The sequence below is a fragment of the Yoonia sp. GPGPB17 genome (genome assembly GCF_037892195.1).
Taxonomy (GTDB): Bacteria; Pseudomonadota; Alphaproteobacteria; order Rhodobacterales; family Rhodobacteraceae; genus Yoonia.
Genome location: NZ_JATACI010000001.1, coordinates 21,357 through 37,132 on the forward strand (window position 1 = coordinate 21,357; position 15,776 = coordinate 37,132).

17 protein-coding genes are annotated in these 15,776 nt (G+C 53.9%); 8 read left to right on the forward strand and 9 right to left on the reverse strand.

Translation table 11 applies throughout. From position 1 onward, the window contains the following. Positions 1 to 36 precede the first annotated feature (36 nt). From QTO30_RS00105 to QTO30_RS00135, 7 genes are all read right to left on the reverse strand, one after another. On the reverse strand, positions 37 to 204 hold the full coding sequence (locus tag QTO30_RS00105) for a hypothetical protein (protein ID WP_340421638.1): 168 nt from the start codon (positions 202 to 204) through the stop codon (positions 37 to 39). After that, on the reverse strand, positions 201 to 2,576 hold the full coding sequence (locus QTO30_RS00110) for a VirB4 family type IV secretion/conjugal transfer ATPase (protein WP_340421639.1): 2,376 nt from the start codon (positions 2,574 to 2,576) through the stop codon (positions 201 to 203). Before QTO30_RS00110 ends, QTO30_RS00105 begins: the two co-directional genes overlap by 4 nt. Then, entirely contained in the window at positions 2,566 to 2,811 is a 246-nt protein-coding gene (locus QTO30_RS00115) for a type IV secretion system protein VirB3 (RefSeq protein ID WP_445327115.1), read from the reverse strand. The genes QTO30_RS00110 and QTO30_RS00115 overlap by 11 nt, the downstream gene beginning before the upstream one ends. Before the next feature lie 24 nt (positions 2,812 to 2,835). Beyond that, positions 2,836 to 3,129: a TrbC/VirB2 family protein gene (locus tag QTO30_RS00120; RefSeq protein ID WP_340421640.1), complete on the reverse strand. Its 294-nt coding sequence runs from the start codon at positions 3,127 to 3,129 to the stop codon at positions 2,836 to 2,838. Further along, positions 3,126 to 3,740, reverse strand: coding sequence for a lytic transglycosylase domain-containing protein (locus QTO30_RS00125; protein ID WP_340421695.1), 615 nt, complete (start codon positions 3,738 to 3,740; stop codon positions 3,126 to 3,128). The genes QTO30_RS00120 and QTO30_RS00125 overlap by 4 nt, the downstream gene beginning before the upstream one ends. Positions 3,741 to 3,783: 43 nt before the next feature. Continuing rightward, positions 3,784 to 4,137: a hypothetical protein gene (locus QTO30_RS00130; protein WP_340421641.1), complete on the reverse strand. Its 354-nt coding sequence runs from the start codon at positions 4,135 to 4,137 to the stop codon at positions 3,784 to 3,786. Between the two features lie 593 nt (positions 4,138 to 4,730). Continuing rightward, entirely contained in the window at positions 4,731 to 4,937 is a 207-nt protein-coding gene (locus QTO30_RS00135) for a hypothetical protein (protein WP_340421642.1), read from the reverse strand. Positions 4,938 to 5,140: 203 nt separating this feature from the next. Between QTO30_RS00135 and QTO30_RS00140 the strand changes: the two genes are divergently transcribed. The 8 genes from QTO30_RS00140 (at position 5,141) to QTO30_RS00175 (ending at position 14,020) form a co-directional block, all read left to right on the forward strand. After that, positions 5,141 to 6,199: a LacI family DNA-binding transcriptional regulator gene (locus tag QTO30_RS00140; protein ID WP_340421643.1), complete on the forward strand. Its 1,059-nt coding sequence runs from the start codon at positions 5,141 to 5,143 to the stop codon at positions 6,197 to 6,199. A 168-nt stretch (positions 6,200 to 6,367) separates the two neighbouring features. Beyond that, on the forward strand, positions 6,368 to 7,723 hold the full coding sequence (locus QTO30_RS00145) for an extracellular solute-binding protein (protein WP_340421644.1): 1,356 nt from the start codon (positions 6,368 to 6,370) through the stop codon (positions 7,721 to 7,723). 385 nt (positions 7,724 to 8,108) lie between these two features. Further along, positions 8,109 to 8,987 carry a carbohydrate ABC transporter permease gene (locus tag QTO30_RS00150; protein WP_340421645.1) on the forward strand — a complete coding sequence of 293 codons (879 nt, stop codon included), beginning with the start codon at positions 8,109 to 8,111 and terminating at the stop codon, positions 8,985 to 8,987. After that, positions 8,980 to 9,798: a carbohydrate ABC transporter permease gene (locus tag QTO30_RS00155; protein ID WP_340421646.1), complete on the forward strand. Its 819-nt coding sequence runs from the start codon at positions 8,980 to 8,982 to the stop codon at positions 9,796 to 9,798. Before QTO30_RS00150 ends, QTO30_RS00155 begins: the two co-directional genes overlap by 8 nt. Before the next feature lie 45 nt (positions 9,799 to 9,843). After that, complete coding sequence (locus QTO30_RS00160) at positions 9,844 to 10,908, forward strand: ABC transporter ATP-binding protein (protein ID WP_340421647.1); 1,065 nt, start codon at positions 9,844 to 9,846, stop codon at positions 10,906 to 10,908. 25 nt (positions 10,909 to 10,933) lie between these two features. After that, a complete protein-coding gene (locus QTO30_RS00165; RefSeq protein WP_340421697.1) occupies positions 10,934 to 11,665 on the forward strand; it encodes an SDR family oxidoreductase in 732 nt (243 codons plus the stop codon). A gap of 49 nt (positions 11,666 to 11,714) precedes the next feature. After that, positions 11,715 to 13,346: an FGGY-family carbohydrate kinase gene (locus QTO30_RS00170; RefSeq protein ID WP_340421648.1), complete on the forward strand. Its 1,632-nt coding sequence runs from the start codon at positions 11,715 to 11,717 to the stop codon at positions 13,344 to 13,346. Beyond that, on the forward strand, positions 13,343 to 14,020 hold the full coding sequence (locus QTO30_RS00175) for an HAD family hydrolase (protein WP_340421649.1): 678 nt from the start codon (positions 13,343 to 13,345) through the stop codon (positions 14,018 to 14,020). The genes QTO30_RS00170 and QTO30_RS00175 overlap by 4 nt, the downstream gene beginning before the upstream one ends. Positions 14,021 to 14,430: 410 nt before the next feature. On the opposite strand, the gene QTO30_RS21985 is transcribed toward QTO30_RS00175, so the two are convergent. Both QTO30_RS21985 and QTO30_RS00180 read right to left on the reverse strand, forming a co-directional pair. Then, positions 14,431 to 14,781 carry a DUF3088 domain-containing protein gene (locus QTO30_RS21985; RefSeq protein ID WP_445327116.1) on the reverse strand — a complete coding sequence of 117 codons (351 nt, stop codon included), beginning with the start codon at positions 14,779 to 14,781 and terminating at the stop codon, positions 14,431 to 14,433. A 43-nt stretch (positions 14,782 to 14,824) separates the two neighbouring features. Further along, positions 14,825 to 15,712 carry a LysR substrate-binding domain-containing protein gene (locus QTO30_RS00180; protein ID WP_340421651.1) on the reverse strand — a complete coding sequence of 296 codons (888 nt, stop codon included), beginning with the start codon at positions 15,710 to 15,712 and terminating at the stop codon, positions 14,825 to 14,827. Between the last annotated feature and the right edge of the window lie 64 nt (positions 15,713 to 15,776).

Here is a 15,776-nt window from a genome sequence, read left to right on the forward strand (position 1 = left end):
CCGGGCAGCAGGCAAAGCGCCAGGATATGGGGCAGCTTAGACCTCAACGTCACCCTCCTGTGTGCCGAGGGGCGTGAAGGTGCAATCCGGCGCGACGGGGGCTGTCGCGGCCAGGAACGTGAAGCAATTGGCCTGCGGTTCATGGTACTGCACGCAGGAGGCCAAAGCGCCGAGTGCGGCGAAAAGCATCAGAATGCGTGTCATGAAAGCCTCCAGAAGTCTGAGCGGTCGCGGTAATCGGCGCCGACGAGGGCCTCGCCTTTCTCCATGCCGCCGAGGATGGTGAGATTGGGCCCGAGGGCGCTGAGATCGGCATCGACAACGATGGAGCCTTGGTCATCGCGGATAAGCGCGAGGCGGCTGTCGCTGCCGGTGTTGAGAAGAACGTCGAGTTCCTTCTCATAGAGATTCAGCATTGCGTAGTCGGCAGCATGGGCGCGGATATTGGGCAGCAAGATCTGCGTTGGCACCGCCTCGACGATGGTCTTGCCCGTCCGGGTGCGTTCAAGTTGGCTCGCATATTGCGTCATCATCACCGCGACGGTGTTTTGCTTGCGCGCGGTCACCAGCCAGTTCGACAGTCGCTCTGCGAAATACGCGTTGTTGAGTGCCTTCCAGGCTTCGTCGATGATGATGATCGTGGGTAAGCGGTCCTCGATCTCGCGCTCCACCCGGCGGAAGAGATAGGACAGGACCGCCATTCGCTCTTTCTCGGCCTCACTGTCGAGAATGCCGGTGAGATCGAACCCGACGACATTGCCTTCGAGCGAGAAGGTGTCTTCCAGCGTCTGTCCAAATATCCAGCCGTAGCGGCCGTCTTCGGTCCACTCAAACAGGCGCTGGTGCAGATCGCCGCCGTCGTCGGTGGACACAAACAGCGATGCGAAATCCCGCCAGTTCCGCAAGGCTGGGTTTGTGGCTTGCGCGTTCTGGCGCACGACTTCTTGGATGCGGTTGGTTTGAGCCGGTGCCAGCGGCTTGTCGGCGCGATAGAGCAGGCTGGCGAGCCAGTCCGAGAGCCAGGCCGTGCCGCGTGCATCGGTTTCTGTCCAGAGCGGGTTGAGGCCTGTAGGTTGGCCGGCTTTCAAAGAAGCGTAGCGCCCGCCATTGGCGCGGACCGCCATCTCCATACCAAGACGGTAGTCGAAGACGAAGATCCGCGCCCCTGCTCGACGGGCTTGCGTCATAAGGAATGCCGAGAGCACCGACTTGCCCGATCCGGGCCGCCCCATGATCAGCGTATGCCCGCTGGTTGGTTCTTTGTCGGGGCTGCCTTGCTCGTGATAGGAAAATCGGTAGGCGCTCTGCTCGGGCGTGGGCAGGTAGGTGATGACCTTCCCCCAGGGTGTTTTCTCGGCAGGTTTGCCGAGCTGCGTCCGATGAAACGCCGCGAAATCCGCGAAGTTGCGATTGGTGATCGCACTGGCGCGCACGCGCTTGGGCTGGTTGCCGGGATGTTGGCTGAGGTAATGGGCTTTGGCGGCGACCCGCTCGCCGATCATCTTCACGCCTTCGGCGGCGGCGGCGTTGACGATCTCGGCGCTCAGTGTCTGCAACTCGTCCAGCGTGTCACAAAAGATCGTCACCACCATGTGGTGCTCGCCGAAGCTCTGACGTTTGGCCTCCAGATCGTCGGCGGCGATGTCGAGCGCCTCCATGAGCGACAGGGCGGCGTCCTGACTAGCCTGCATCTGGCGCTTTTGACGCTTGATGCGGCCCGCCATGAGGTTCGAATTGATCGGCGTGAAGGAGTGCGTGACGATCATGTCGACCGGCAGGCTCAGCATGTCGAACATGGTGCAGGAGGTGGCCTCGGAATATTCCCCGATGGTGAAACTCTTGCCGTAGCGATGGCCGACGGCGCCTTCAGAGAGCTCGAAGTGATCCCCCTGAAACGTCACGCGAGTATTGGCGACGTTGAAAGACAGAAAGCCGTAGGTGTTCGCCGGATAGAGTGGCAATTCCTGGCCGGTGTTGAGCGCCCCGAGAAAGCCTATTAATTCGCCGCTCTTGGCGGGCAGGACGCGCGGGTTCAACTCCGCTAGGCCAGACAGGAACACGCTCACGGCCTCGCCCAATCGGCGAAGGCGTTTCTCGGTTGCCTCCTTTAGCCGGTCCGGGGCGCTGCGATTGAGGAAGGGCAGAACGCTCTTGGGAGGCGGGCGGTGAATGACGGTGAGCGTCAGGGTTTTGTCGCGCAACCCGCTGGTTTCGAGTTTGGCGCGCCAGAGCCGGTCTACCTCGCCCGCAAAGCTGTCCTCGCGCACGGGTTCGAGGTCTGGCGCGATCGCCTTGGAGACCTTATGGACGTAGTAGCTGAACTCAGGTCCCAGCTGCGCGATGATCCGGGCAAAAAGCGCCGTCACCTTGTCGAGATAGGCATCATCCGTTGTGTAGCTATTGACCCCGTCGAGCCGAATGCACTGGAAGAGCTCGTTCACCCGTGTCCGAACGGTGCGGTCATCGACCAGGCTGACATAAGGCAGCATATGCGCGAGGCGGGTTTCGCGGGCATACCAGTCGGGCGTCATCGTGCGGAGATCGAGCTTTTCGTCCAAGGCTGTATTAGGGCGCATAGCTGTCCCCGCCATGGATGGAGCGGTTCCGCGTTGGTGGCGTCTCCTGCAACGCCGTCATCATCACGTCGATGAAGCGCGGGTCCCAGTCTGCGGCTTTCCAAAGCACGGGATAGAGCAGGGCGGCCACGCCCAGCATTGCAATGTGCTGGACCCAGACGAAGAGCAGCACCGAACCGAAGAGCCAGACCATCGCATACATGATGGGCAGGCCCAAAAGCTTCGGCGGGCGCACGAGGCCCAGAAAAAGGGCGAGCGCTCAGCCACCGGCAAAGACCGCGGCAACAATGGTGGGAGCGGCAGCAACACCGGCGATGCCGACAAGCACCCAGAGGGCTTGGCGCAGATCGATGATGTTGAAGAACCAGCTCAGGAAAACGCCGAGGACCGCGAGTGTGGCGATCACCACACCGAGCGGCCCGGTCAGCGCATCGACGATGCCCTGCAACAGGCTCTGGATTGGGGAGAGATCGATGCTTTGGGCAAGGGCGGGCTCGGCAATGAGCAGGAAGAGAGCGAGCGACGCAATAAACAAGTGAGATATGTGTTTCATGAATTTGATCTTTCCAATCGGGCCACGACGGCCATGACACGGGCTACGTGGTTCTGGGTTTCTCGGTAGGGGGGAATGCCGCCGTACTGGCGCACAGCGTCGGGCCCGGCGTTGTAGGCCGCGAGCGCGAGGCGCGGATCGCCGAACGTGTCCAGCATCATCGCAAGGTAGCGGGCGGAACCGTCGAGGTTTTGCAGCGGGTCACGCGGGTCGACACCGAGATCGCGCGCCGTCGCGGGCATCAATTGACCAAGGCCAATGGCGCCTGCGCTTGAGATCGCATCCTGCCGGTAGGCGCTCTCGACCTCGATATTGGCGCGATAGAGGGTCAGCCAATCGCGAACCGAGAGCTCCGTGCGGCGCAGCCCGGGATGCCCGGCGTAGCGTAGCGCGGTGGTCTCGATGGCCGTGAGAACTTCGGCGCGGGGCAGGGGCGCAGGCCGCGCTAACGATGCCATCTGAATTTCGTCAGACTCAACATCAGTCTCACCAAGGATTGCCAACTCATCGTCCGCCGAACCCTGCCCGATGCCGTCATTGTAATTGCGGGCAAAGCTGTCCTGGGAGCGGGACGGGGTAAGAGAGCCATCGCTCTCCATGACCAACACTATTTGCGCAGCGGAAGGACCCGCCAGTAACCAGCAAAGGAGAAGGCTACTTGCTGCGGCCCTTGTTGGTCGCAGCAAGTTTGTGCGTCGTCCGTTGGCCTTCTTCGAGCGGCACATCGGCATGAGAGAAGCCGATCCCGATAAGGAAAGAGACCACGCCGGTGATGGTTTTGAACTCGCGGATCTTGATGTCGTTATAGGTCGTCCGGGTACGGGCCGTGACCAGCAGTTTTTCCACGCCCTCGTCGGACACGACACGCATAATCCAGACGCCGTAATAGCTCGGGCCCTTCTTGTATGCCGACTCCTGGCACAGGATTTCAGCGCTGTAGCCACTTTCCACGAGTTCGCGGAAACGTGCTTCCGTAACCACATTTGGTGCTTCGATGTCCCAGTTCATGGCCCGGCTCACGCTTTCTCAATGGGCGCAACAACGGGCAATTCGATTTGAAGCCCAAAGCTACGATAATATATAAATGTCCGCAAGATATATTTAAACATGTGCGGCTACACTGTGGTCACACATCCAATAGGCACGAGCAGTAGGAATTTTCAAGTTTTTGTAGGGTTCGTGAACCTCTGGTTGTGACGTTCGTTTCGGCTTCGATCCCCTCTTCAAAAGAGCGAAAGAGTATTTGCTTTGTATTTGAACAGAACGGGTAGAAACTTTGTAGGAAACGGAGATGCTTCTTATTGGAGGCTTCCTTGTACACCCGAAAGAAATCGCGCTTCCTCAACATTCATTATGTGGACTGTTTTGGCTGGGCTAACCAACTGCTTCGTCGGAAGATCTAGTTTCCAAATTGGGCCAGTCAAAGAAGCAATTTGACACGTGACAAAGAGAAACAAAAAATCAGGAACTGAGAAGCTTCGCGCAGCCGAATAGGAGGCACGGACTACTCAAGCCGATTTTCTAAACATTTAGGTGTCATCAATCGTTTCTTGCTGGGTTTGAGCATCGTGAGGGATCCGGACATTGCCAGCTTAGTTGAGTTAGTCATCGCGTTCTTTTTGCCCGCCAAGTTTCCATTTCGCCCATTCGCAACTCTCTTCCGGTAGGGGTTCGACGATAGCGTCCAAAAACTCCTCGTCGAACCACATCGGATCAGCCTCGCCGCTCTGCCAGAGGTAAAGTTTGCCAACTGGGGCTTTGGAATCTTGGTGCAATAAGACGGCTACTTGTCTTGCTTCTAGCTTCATCGAATTTAATGCGCTTTCGCGATTCCTCTTGACCCTTTGTCGTCTCTGACCGGTAGATATTTGTTTTATTCACACTCAGAGAGAGATATTATCCAATAATATCAAGTAATTAAAAGAGATACTGTGTACGGTTGACAAAGTGAAGTAAGATAGTTAATCGTTTTACTGTAAATCGTTTAACAGGCGATTTGCCGGGAGGAAAGATGAAAAAGACATCAATCAAAGACGTCGCCAAGGCGGCGGGCGTTTCGACAGCTACAGTAAGCAACGTCTTCAGTGGTCGAAAGCCCGTGAACGATGATCTCGCAGCGAAAGTACGACGGGCGGCTAACGAACTTGGTTATACTGTGAATAAGGCGGCATCTTTGTTGCGAAGTGGCCGAAACTCCGTCGTGTGCATCCTCGTGCCCGATCTTGCGGACCCCTTCTTCACGTCTTTGATTACAGATATTGAGCACCTCGCTCGAGACGATGGCTACGAGATCATCGTAGGCAATTCAGACGACAACAGCGATGTCGAAGATGGTCGGCTGAATGCGATGCTGGCGTGGGACCCAGCGGGCGCAATCATAATCCCATGTACAGACGAGTTGCCCGAGCGCTTGACGAAAGGCACTGTTCCACCGTGTGTACTGGTTGATCGTGTCGCTAGCTTTGACGTTGTAGACACTGTGACTATCAACAATGTCGGAGCGGGCCAACAGGCTGGGAAGTGCCTCGGCGGACTCGGTCACCGAAACGTACTTATTGCCGCCTCGGATATGTCGATCGAGCCAATCCGTCAGCGCGCGGCTGGCGTTCAGCAGTCTTTGGAAGTGTTTGGGGGTTCAATTCGGATTGCAGAACTCGGCGCTGATCCAGAGCGTGGTGCAGAGTTGCTGAGTAATTGGTTCGAGGCAAACGATCCGCCAACTGCAATTTGTGCAACGAACGATATGACGACTTTGGCCATTCTACGGTTTCTTGCTGACCAAAAGATCGACATCCCGTCTGGCATGTCTGTGGTTGGATTTGATGACTATGCGTGGATGTCGGCGCGGCGAACAAAGGTTACCGCGATCCGTCAGCCAGTTGATCAGATCGCTGACGCAGTCTGGACACAACTTCTCAGCAGGATCAACGGTCAAAGTGGGGCCGTCAAAAACACGGTATTGGAAAGCGAACTCGTAGTTCGCGATTCAGTGCAAAAACTCAAAGAACAAGGGAATTATTGGGGGGATCCAGACGTGAGGTACATGTTTGGTGGGCACTCTCGCGGGTAGGCGAAGGGTGCAAAATGAAAGGTCCGGTTGCTGCGGAGAGTAACAGCGGACCGAGCTGAAATGATTAAGATTTCGAACACTGAGGCATTGTCCGAAGTGAACGGGAGGGGTGTGTCTTACACCATAATAGGTTCGAAGAACCGCAACAGAGAGGACTTGGAGGAGACAATGAAAGAGTTTCTCAAAAACACTTGTGCCTTTGCTTTGGCGACTAGCGCCATGGCAGGAGGTGCGCTAGCCGACGGTCATGCGACCGATTGGTCGGCTGAGCTTGGCGATCACAGCGGAGTAGATCTGCGCATCCAGCTGATCAACGACCCATTCACTGGCGCTCTCGGAGAAATCATGACCGAGTTTGGCGAGATTACGGGCGCGAATGTCGCAAAAGACGATCTTGGTTATGGCGGCCTGTATGAAAAGCAGGTCCTAAATTGCTCACAGGGTGATGACACCTACGACGTTTTGTTCATCGATGGCATTTGGGTTGGCGAGTTCGCTGAATCTGGCTGTATAGATCCGGTCGAGGACCGCATCGCTGCAACCGATGAAAGCATCATCGCTTGGGACGACTATATGGAAAGCTTTGCCGGACAGGCGAGCTGGGATGGTCAGCGTCAGTGTTTGCCCATCGCGGGTTACTGGCACATGCTGCACTATCGCAAAGACCTCTTCGAGCAAGCGGGTCTTGCTGCTCCGACAACGTTTGAGGAAATGCTTGCAGCTGCAGAACTCTTCGACGACAACCCGGATTTCCCGGAACTGGAAGGTGGCATGGCCATGAACTTCCAGCGTGGTTCAGCAGCAGGTCAGCAGTATTTCGAGTGGATCTACTCCGCAGGCGGCAGCCCTTGGAAGACCAACTTCATCGGCTCGGATGACGTCTATGGTGATCTGACACCGACGCTCAACTCGCCTGAAGGCGTGAAGATGGTCCAGTTCTTTAACGAAATCTCTCAATATGGCCCACCGGGCGTCGAGAACTTCGCTTGGGATGAGCGTGCCAATGCATTTACGCAAGGTAAAGTCGCGATGATCAATAACTGGTCCGTGCGGACACCACTCTTTACCGATCCAGAAATCTCCAAAGTGACGGATGATTTTGGCGTTGCAATGTTCCCGCATGCTGAAGGCCAGTCGTCGGTTCCTCCTGTGGGTGGTTGGATCCTCTGCATCAATGCGCACTCCAACAACAAAGACGCTGCTTGGGACTTCATCAAATGGTTCGCGTCTCCCGAAGTGCACAAAGACTTCGTGCTGGCAGGCGGCCCACCTTCGCGTCACTCGGCATTCCAGGACGAACAAATCAACGAGGAGCAGTTCTGGACGCCAACTCTGTATGAGTCCGCAAAGGCAGCATGGCCGGATGGGCGTCCGCGCTATCCTGGCACCTTCCAGGTCATCGATGCGATCGGCCTCGAAGTAAACCGGGCCATCGTTGGCGAAATCTCTGCGCAAGAAGCACTGGACAAAGCCAATGAAAATGTCACGCGCATCTTGCAGTCTGAAGGTCTGCTGGAACGCTAAGGCAAGCGGGAGCCCTGCAAAACAGCAGGGCTCCTCAGATCCGGCCTGCAGCAAATCACAAAATCGGAGCAGGCTTGCTCAACTCAAGACTGAAAATGAAAATTTCTCGGTCGTCAATTGAGTTACATTTCGAAAGTTCGCAGGAAACTGGTTTTCCAATGGCTCCTTGAGACTGGTGCCAACGGTCTCCAGAACGTTTGTGCGAACTTTTGAGCCAAACAACAAGCCGTCGTTGGTTCTCGATTTGGGACCAAAGCGACTGAACAAAAAACCTGGCATTCGCTTCGTGACCTCTTCTTCGAAGCGCGTGTCGAATCAGATCATGTGAGTCAAAGCCGTGGCAGATGTCGCACTAAAAAATGAGAAAAAAACCAAGAAAGGCACATTGACGCGCGATGAACGTCTTGTGCGTGCGGCCTTTATTGTTCCGGCCGTTATCTACTTGATGTTTATGAGCATCTTCCCGTTCGTTTACTCGGTCTATTTGAGCTTCTTCCAAGCCAAACTGACCAGGCTGCACAAAAAGTTCTACATTGGGTTCGACAACTACAAGCAACTGTTCTCGGATGAGGTTTTCCTCGCCGCGATGAAGAATACGTTCGTGCTAACAACGGCATCGATAATCTTGGAAGTGATCCTTGCGTTCGCATGCGCCAAAGTCTTCCTCGCCCTGCGGGAACAGCGTGCCGGGTTTTTCCTGCGCTCTATGTCGATCTTGCCCATGATGATCACGCCGCTCTGCGTTGCGCTGATTTTTAGCTATATCCTCAACCCGACGCTCGGCATTTTTAACTACATCCTGTCTGGATTTGGTGTCGAGCCGATCTCTTGGTTCGGTAATCCCAACCTCGCGCTTTGGTCCATCATCGCGATCAACGTCTGGCAATGGACCCCGTTCATGATGCTCTTGATGCTCGCAGGTCTTGTGTCGATCCCAACGTCACTCTATGAGGCCGCCTCGCTCGAAAAAGCACGCTGGTGGCATGTGGCGCGGTGGATCGAGTTGCCTGCGATCAAAGACGTGATCCTGATCGGTCTCATCCTGCGGGTGATCGACAACCTTAAGCTATTCGATCTCGTCTACATCACAACGCGAGGGGGGCCGGGCGACAGCACGGAGCTTCTGACTTTCTTCACATACCGTCAGGACTTCGCCTTCTTCAACGTGGGTTACGGGTCCGCCGCAGCCGTCATCATCCTCATCATCAGCATCATTGTCACCACCATCACGGTGAGCTTCTTGCGGAGAATGCAAAATGCCTAAGTCGAACCTCATCGGTGCGTATGTCGCTGCAATCTTCGTGATGTTGATTTTCACCCTGCCGATCATCTGGATGTTCATGGGGGCGTTCAAAACGCCGGTCGACATCTATTCCATTCCACCGGTTTGGTGGCCTGATTTCAGCTATCTGGAGAACTTCAAAACACTTCTGGCCGAGAACTGGTCCTTCTTACTGAACTCCGTGATCATCACATTGGGCGCGACAGTTCTTTGCATGATCTTTGCGCTGCCCTGTGCCTTTGGGTTGGTGAACTTTCAATTCAAGGGCAACAACTTTCTTGCTGACTGGATCCTTTCGACCCGCATGATGCCACCGATCGCGGCGGCCGTCCCATTGTTCATGATCTTCAATGGCATGGGGATGCTTGATACGCATTTCGCTTTGATCATCGTTTATGCGGGGTTCAACCTGCCGTTTGCGGTCTGGGTCGCGATGTCGTTCTTTCGCAATCTTCCCAAAGAGATCATCGAGGCAGCGCGCATTGAAGGATGCACCTGGTTCCAAACTTTTTGGCAGGTCGCTTTGCCGCTAACCAAAAGTGGGATTGCTACGGTCTCAACCTTTGTCTTCATCTTTGCATGGAACGAGTTGCTGCTTGCACTCTTCTTGACCTCCAATGAAGCCAAGACCTTCCCGGTTGTGATTTCGACCTTCTCGACAATCACGCGAACCTACTGGGAGTTCGTATCCGCGGCGACCGTCATTCAGGTTCTGCCGCCCATCATCTTCACACTCATCATGCAACGCCACATCGTGTCGGGTTTGACAATGGGAGCCGTCAAAAATGGCTGACCAACTCTCTCGATCCACACGCTGCATTACTAAAGGAACACCAAAATGGGGCAAATAGAACTCCAAAACGTCATGAAGAGCTTCGGCTCAGTAGACGTCATCAAAGACATTTCCTTGGACATCAAAGACGGAGAGTTCGTCGTCTTTGTCGGACCATCGGGGTGCGGCAAGTCCACGCTCTTGCGGATGATCTCAGGGCTAGAGACTATGAGCTCCGGCACCGTTGGAATTGCGGGTCGCGATGTAACGGACGCTCAGCCATCGGATCGACAGATTGCCATGGTGTTCCAATCCTACGCGCTCTTCCCCCATATCTCCGTGCGGGACAACGTCGCGTTCGGATTGAAAATCGCTGGCCTGCCGAAGGAAGAGATCGATGCTAAGGTTGCAAAAGCCTCTGAGATCCTCGGACTGGAAAAACTCCTGGACCGGAGACCACGTGAACTCTCGGGTGGGCAGCAGCAACGTGTTGCGATTGGTCGTGCTATTGTGCGCGAACCTGCTGTGTTCCTGTTCGATGAGCCACTGTCGAACTTGGACGCGGCCCTGCGCGTGCAAATGCGTATCGAGTTGATCAAGCTGCATGCATCGCTTGATGCAACAATGATCTATGTGACCCACGACCAGGTGGAAGCCATGACAATGGCTGAACGGATCGTTGTTCTGCGCGACGGCCGCGTTGAGCAGTTTGATACGCCTGTTGAGCTCTATGACCGGCCGGACAACGTCTTCGTTGCTGGCTTTATCGGATCACCAAAGATGAACTTCGTCCCAGCAAAACCAGGGGCCAATGGGTCCGTGATTGTTGCAGACAAGGTCGCCAAAAGCATCCCCGGAACGACTGAAGACAAGATGACTTCGAGCATGACGCTCGGGATACGGCCAGAGCACATCACTTATTCTCACGATGGCGGCGACTGGCAAGGCACGGTGACCGTTGAAGAGCAACTTGGTAGCGACGCCTTCCTATACGTGGATGTTCCGGAGCTTGGCCAGATAACCGTGCGCGCCGTTGGAGAACGCAGTTTCAATCGCGGGGACACAATCTTCCTGAGTTTTGACCCAGAGCGGTGTCATCTCTTCGATGCCGATAAGCAGCGGGTCAACTGAACAAGAAAAACGGGAGGATTGGCATATGACATCTACATGCCTTGAGGGAAAAGTAGCTGCTATCACCGGTGCGGCATCAGGCATTGGTCTGGAGGTGGCAAGAACCTTGCTTGATGCAGGAGCCAGGGTCGCCTTGGTGGACTATGCCGAAGAGAAGGTCACGAGCCTCTGCGATGAGCTTGGGGAAAATGCCTTTCCGGTCGTAACCAACCTTTTGGATGCAGACAGCGTGTCGCAAATGGTGCCCCGCATCTTGGACGTTGCCGGTAGGCTCGATATATTTCATGCAAATGCAGGTGGGTACATTGGCGGCTCGGTGTTAGAGGGCGATCCTGATGTATGGGATCGGATGTTGAACCTCAACATCAACGCAGCTTTTCGCAGCGTTCATGCGGTCTTGCCGATCATGAAAGAAAACGGTGGCGGGGATGTAATCATGACAAGCTCAATCGCCGGAGTCATTCCAGTGGTTTGGGAACCAATATACACGGCCTCCAAGCATGCAGTTCAGGCGTTTACCCACACAGTCCGGAGGCAAGTCGCAGAACATGGAATTCGTGTGGGTGCGATATTGCCCGGGCCTGTTGTGACAGCACTTTTGGATGATTGGCCCAAGAAAAAGTTAGATGAAGCTTTGAATAATGGCAGCTTAATGCAACCTCATGAAGTCGCAGATTGCGTTCTCTTTATGCTCACGCGCCCACGTAATGTCACGATTAGGGATCTGGTATTGCTCCCTAACAGCGTTGAACTTTGAACCGTCATAGTGGTCGTTTCTGACCCTAAAAGATAAACTGAAAAGAAAAATGAAAATTCCCCAAGAGACTTATTTCATTGGCGTGGATGTTGGAACCGGGAGTGCCCGTGCTGGTGTATTCGATGCTACCGGAACGCTGATTGCTAGTGCCGTTAACGACATCGAGATGTTTCGCTGCGCCGAGGATATCGCTGAACAGTCCAGCGACAACATTTGGCAGCAAGTTTGCAAAAGCGTGAACGATGCCGTCGAGACTTCCGGTGTCGCGGTAGATCAAGTTCGTGGCATTGGGTTTGACGCCACCTGTTCTTTGGTTGTGTTGGATAAAGAGAACAGACCACTCACAGTTAGCGCTTCCGGCTACAACAACCAAAACGTAATTGTCTGGATGGATCATCGTGCGATCGAACAAGCCGAGCGAATAAATGCAACTAAGCACCGAGTGTTGGACTATGTGGGAGGCCGCATTTCCCCAGAGATGGAAACACCTAAGCTTCTTTGGCTCAAAGAAAACATGCCTGAGACCTTTGAAGGTGCAGGCCAATTCTTTGACCTCACAGATTTTCTGACGTGGCGTGCAACCGGCTCTTTTTCCCGGTCAGTTTGCACCGTGACCTGCAAATGGACCTATCTTGCCCATGAGAATTCCTGGGACAGGAGCTACTTTGAGGCCATTGGCTTGAAGGAATTGGCTGACGAGGACTTCCGGCGCATTGGTAAATCCATTGTCGATGCAGGCACACCTCTCGGAAGCGGACTCACTCCCAGTGCCGCTTCCGAGTTGGGACTGAAGTCCGGCACAGCTGTCGGTGCAGGACTCATCGACGCGCATGCTGGTGGTATTGGAACAGTTGGGGCTGCAGGTCCAAATGAAGGCGCCGTTTCGAGGATGGCATATGTCTTTGGAACATCTGCTTGTACGATGTCGTCCTCAGTCAATGAGGCCTTCGTCCCTGGGGTTTGGGGGCCGTACTATTCAGCGATGGTTCCTGGCCTTTGGCTTAGTGAAGGTGGGCAGTCCGCAGCTGGAGAAGCAATAGCGCAGCTGGTGAGGTTTCATTCAGCTTATCCTGCTGCTCAAGCCGCTGCTGACAGCGCGGGATTACATCTTCTCGATTATCTTCTGGAGAGAATCGCTGACCAAGTGTCAAAGCCTTCGGATGTTGTTGATCTGGCCAAGAGCATTGTTGTTGTTCCAGAATTTCTTGGGAACCGCGCGCCTTTCGCCGATCCTGAGGCGAAGGCGATCATTTCCGGGCTTGATCTTGATACAAGTGAAGCTGCTTTGATCGGCCTCTACGTCGCTGGAATCACAGGACTAGGGTACGGGCTCCGTCAGATCTTGAATGTCCAAAGGGACAATGGCGTCAATCCTGAGCTAGTCGTGATAAGCGGCGGGGCAGGGGAGAATCCTCTCGTCAAACAACTACTTGCCGACGCCGCGGATATCGCTTTCGCTGAATCAGGCTCGGCCGAGCCAGTTCTGTTAGGCTCGGCGATGTTGGGCGCGGTTGCTTCGGGCTATTTTGACTCGCTCCAGAACGCCATGGTCAATATGTCGACGCTGGGTTGTCGGTTTAAACCGGTCGACGGCGAGCTAAAGGCACTTCACCGACAAAGGTACCTAACGTTCGAAGCGTTGCAGGCCTCGGCTCGCCTGACACAGAGCACAGCGGCATGAGAACTCCTCTTATCATTTTCGATTGCGATGGTGTCTTGGTCGATAGTGAACCGATCTCGATTGACCTGCTTGTTGAGCATTGCCGAAATTCAGGATTTGAGATCACCGAGGCACAAGCCTACGAGGCGTTCCTCGGCAAGCCTGTCGTGGAAGCGTCAAAAAATGCGAAAGCTCTCTTCGATCAGAAGATTGCGCCTGTCGATCTTTTGGACTTCCAGGTGAAAATCTTCGACGCATTCCGGAAGTCGCTCAAACCTGTTTTCGGTATTTCCGAGGCGCTGTCTTCTTTAGATATGGCGAAGTGCGTTGCGTCGTCTTCCAACTTGGCGCGTATTCGAATGTCGCTGACACTCACAGGTCTCGACGATCACTTTGGAGAACAACTCTTCAGCACCGATTTTGTTCAACGCGGTAAACCGCATCCAGATGTCTTCCTCTACGCCGCGAAACGGATGAATGCTACACCGAACACGTGTATCGTTGTTGAGGACAGTCCGGCGGGCATCCGAGCAGCGAAAGCGGTAAGCATGCCAGTGATCGGTTTTTGCGGTGCAAGTCATAGCAAGCCTGCCAAACTCAAAGACCGACTGTCCATTTTGCAGCCTGATCTGTTGATTGACGATATGTCTAATCTGAAATCATCGATCGAAGAGATCTTTACTTCGTCTTCTTGAATAGTCCATCGAGCGACGATGCTCACAAAACACATTATCCGCACGCTATGTGATCAATAAGAGCTTTTCGGCCGCCGTCATTATTCGGCTTTGCCAATTTCACTCGTGGCCGTACGATTGATGCAATCTAGTTTGCGGGCCGCGGGCATCTTCACGGGGCTACGATTTGATATGAAAGCAGTTGATCAAAAAACGTTGTAGTTTGCTTTGACGGAGAACCTATTTCAGCAAAGCCTGCCGTGCGATTTTAAAGGATTAGGGGGAAGGTCAAATGCATGTTGCAAGCTCAAGTAATGAAGTGACGCACCAGTAATTTCTATAAAATGTAAGGGCTGAATATTCAGGATTGATCCTGGTCCCTGACAATATTAGCCCATCCAAAACTTGATCGGTCGAGGCTTCGGTATGCACTAAGGATGAGGCGAAGGAATTCCGTAGCTTATACTTAAAGCCCGTAGCAACTCATCTTTATCGTCTACAAAATGAATCCCATTCTGCTGTCTTGTATTTACTCCCGATGGAGGGTTCGTTGCGTAGACTAGAACAGGCGTCGATTGGTGGTTTTCACCCAAAAGACTAACAAGCTCCTGTCTGGGTTTGGGCCATGAAACGCGTTGCACGTCAATGAACTCATTCAAATACGGAAAGGAGGCAATAAGGCCTTCCATCAATGCGCAATGCCAACAATAGAAGGCCGTGTTGGGATAGGCAGGGTCCTCGAAATCAGGAGCCAAAAGAAACAATTTATCCTTTGGAGGCATGGCGCTGCCCCTTTCTCAGTTCAATTTCTAGTTTACTCATATTCTAGTTCAAAACCTTGAATTGCTGCCTTAACCATTCGGCGACTTTCCTGACGGGTTTGCGCAGATCAATGGTCTCCGGCATTACCAGCCATATAGACCCTTTCAATTGGATAGTCTTTTCGCTTTCGACCTGAATCAAAGTGCCTAGTTCCAGACTCTCTGACGCGAGTGACTGTCGAGAGAGTGCCACGCCCATACCTCGTTCGGCGGCTCTCAAGACAAGATCGCCAGAAGTATAACGCGGACCGGCGTCAAAGGCTTGCGCCAAATCACCAAAGTTATCCTGCCACCTTGTCCATCCAGCAATAGGGTCTCTGTCGTGGAGAAGCTGACACTTTGAAAGTTCAAACTTTCCAGTTACTGACTTTAAATAATCCGGTGAAGCAACAGCAATGAGTTGATCATCCGAAAGCGACTCGCATGAAAGGCCCGCCCAAGGACCATGCCCAAGTCGCACAGCTAAGTCAGATTGAAGTTGTCCTGGGCCTGCTAATCTTTGGTCAATCGAGATTGAGAGCTCGATCCATGGCAATTCTTGCTCAAACTGTCCCAGTCGGGGGAAAAGCCATCTTGTGGCAAAGCTCGGTGTCGTTTCCAGAACAACTGACGATCGGCCCTTGATGCGCTTCACGCTGTTGAGCGTGCTATCCAAGTCCTTCATAGTTCTAAGCGCTGCCCTTCCAACCTTCTCGCCTTCAACGGTAAAAGTCAGAATTCGGCGCCCTTCAGATCGCTCGACAAGATCAGCGTCCAAAAAAGCCTCTAACTCACGTAGCGATCGACTTACTGCAGAATGAGCGATGCCGAGTATCCGGGAAGCTGAACGCACGCCACCTGTTTCATAAATCGCGGCAAATGCCCGGAGCAAGCTGAGCGGAATGTTGTACATGGTAACTTAATTAGACCATAACGCGCAAACGTTAGTCCAGACAAACATTCTGCAGTGGCTACAA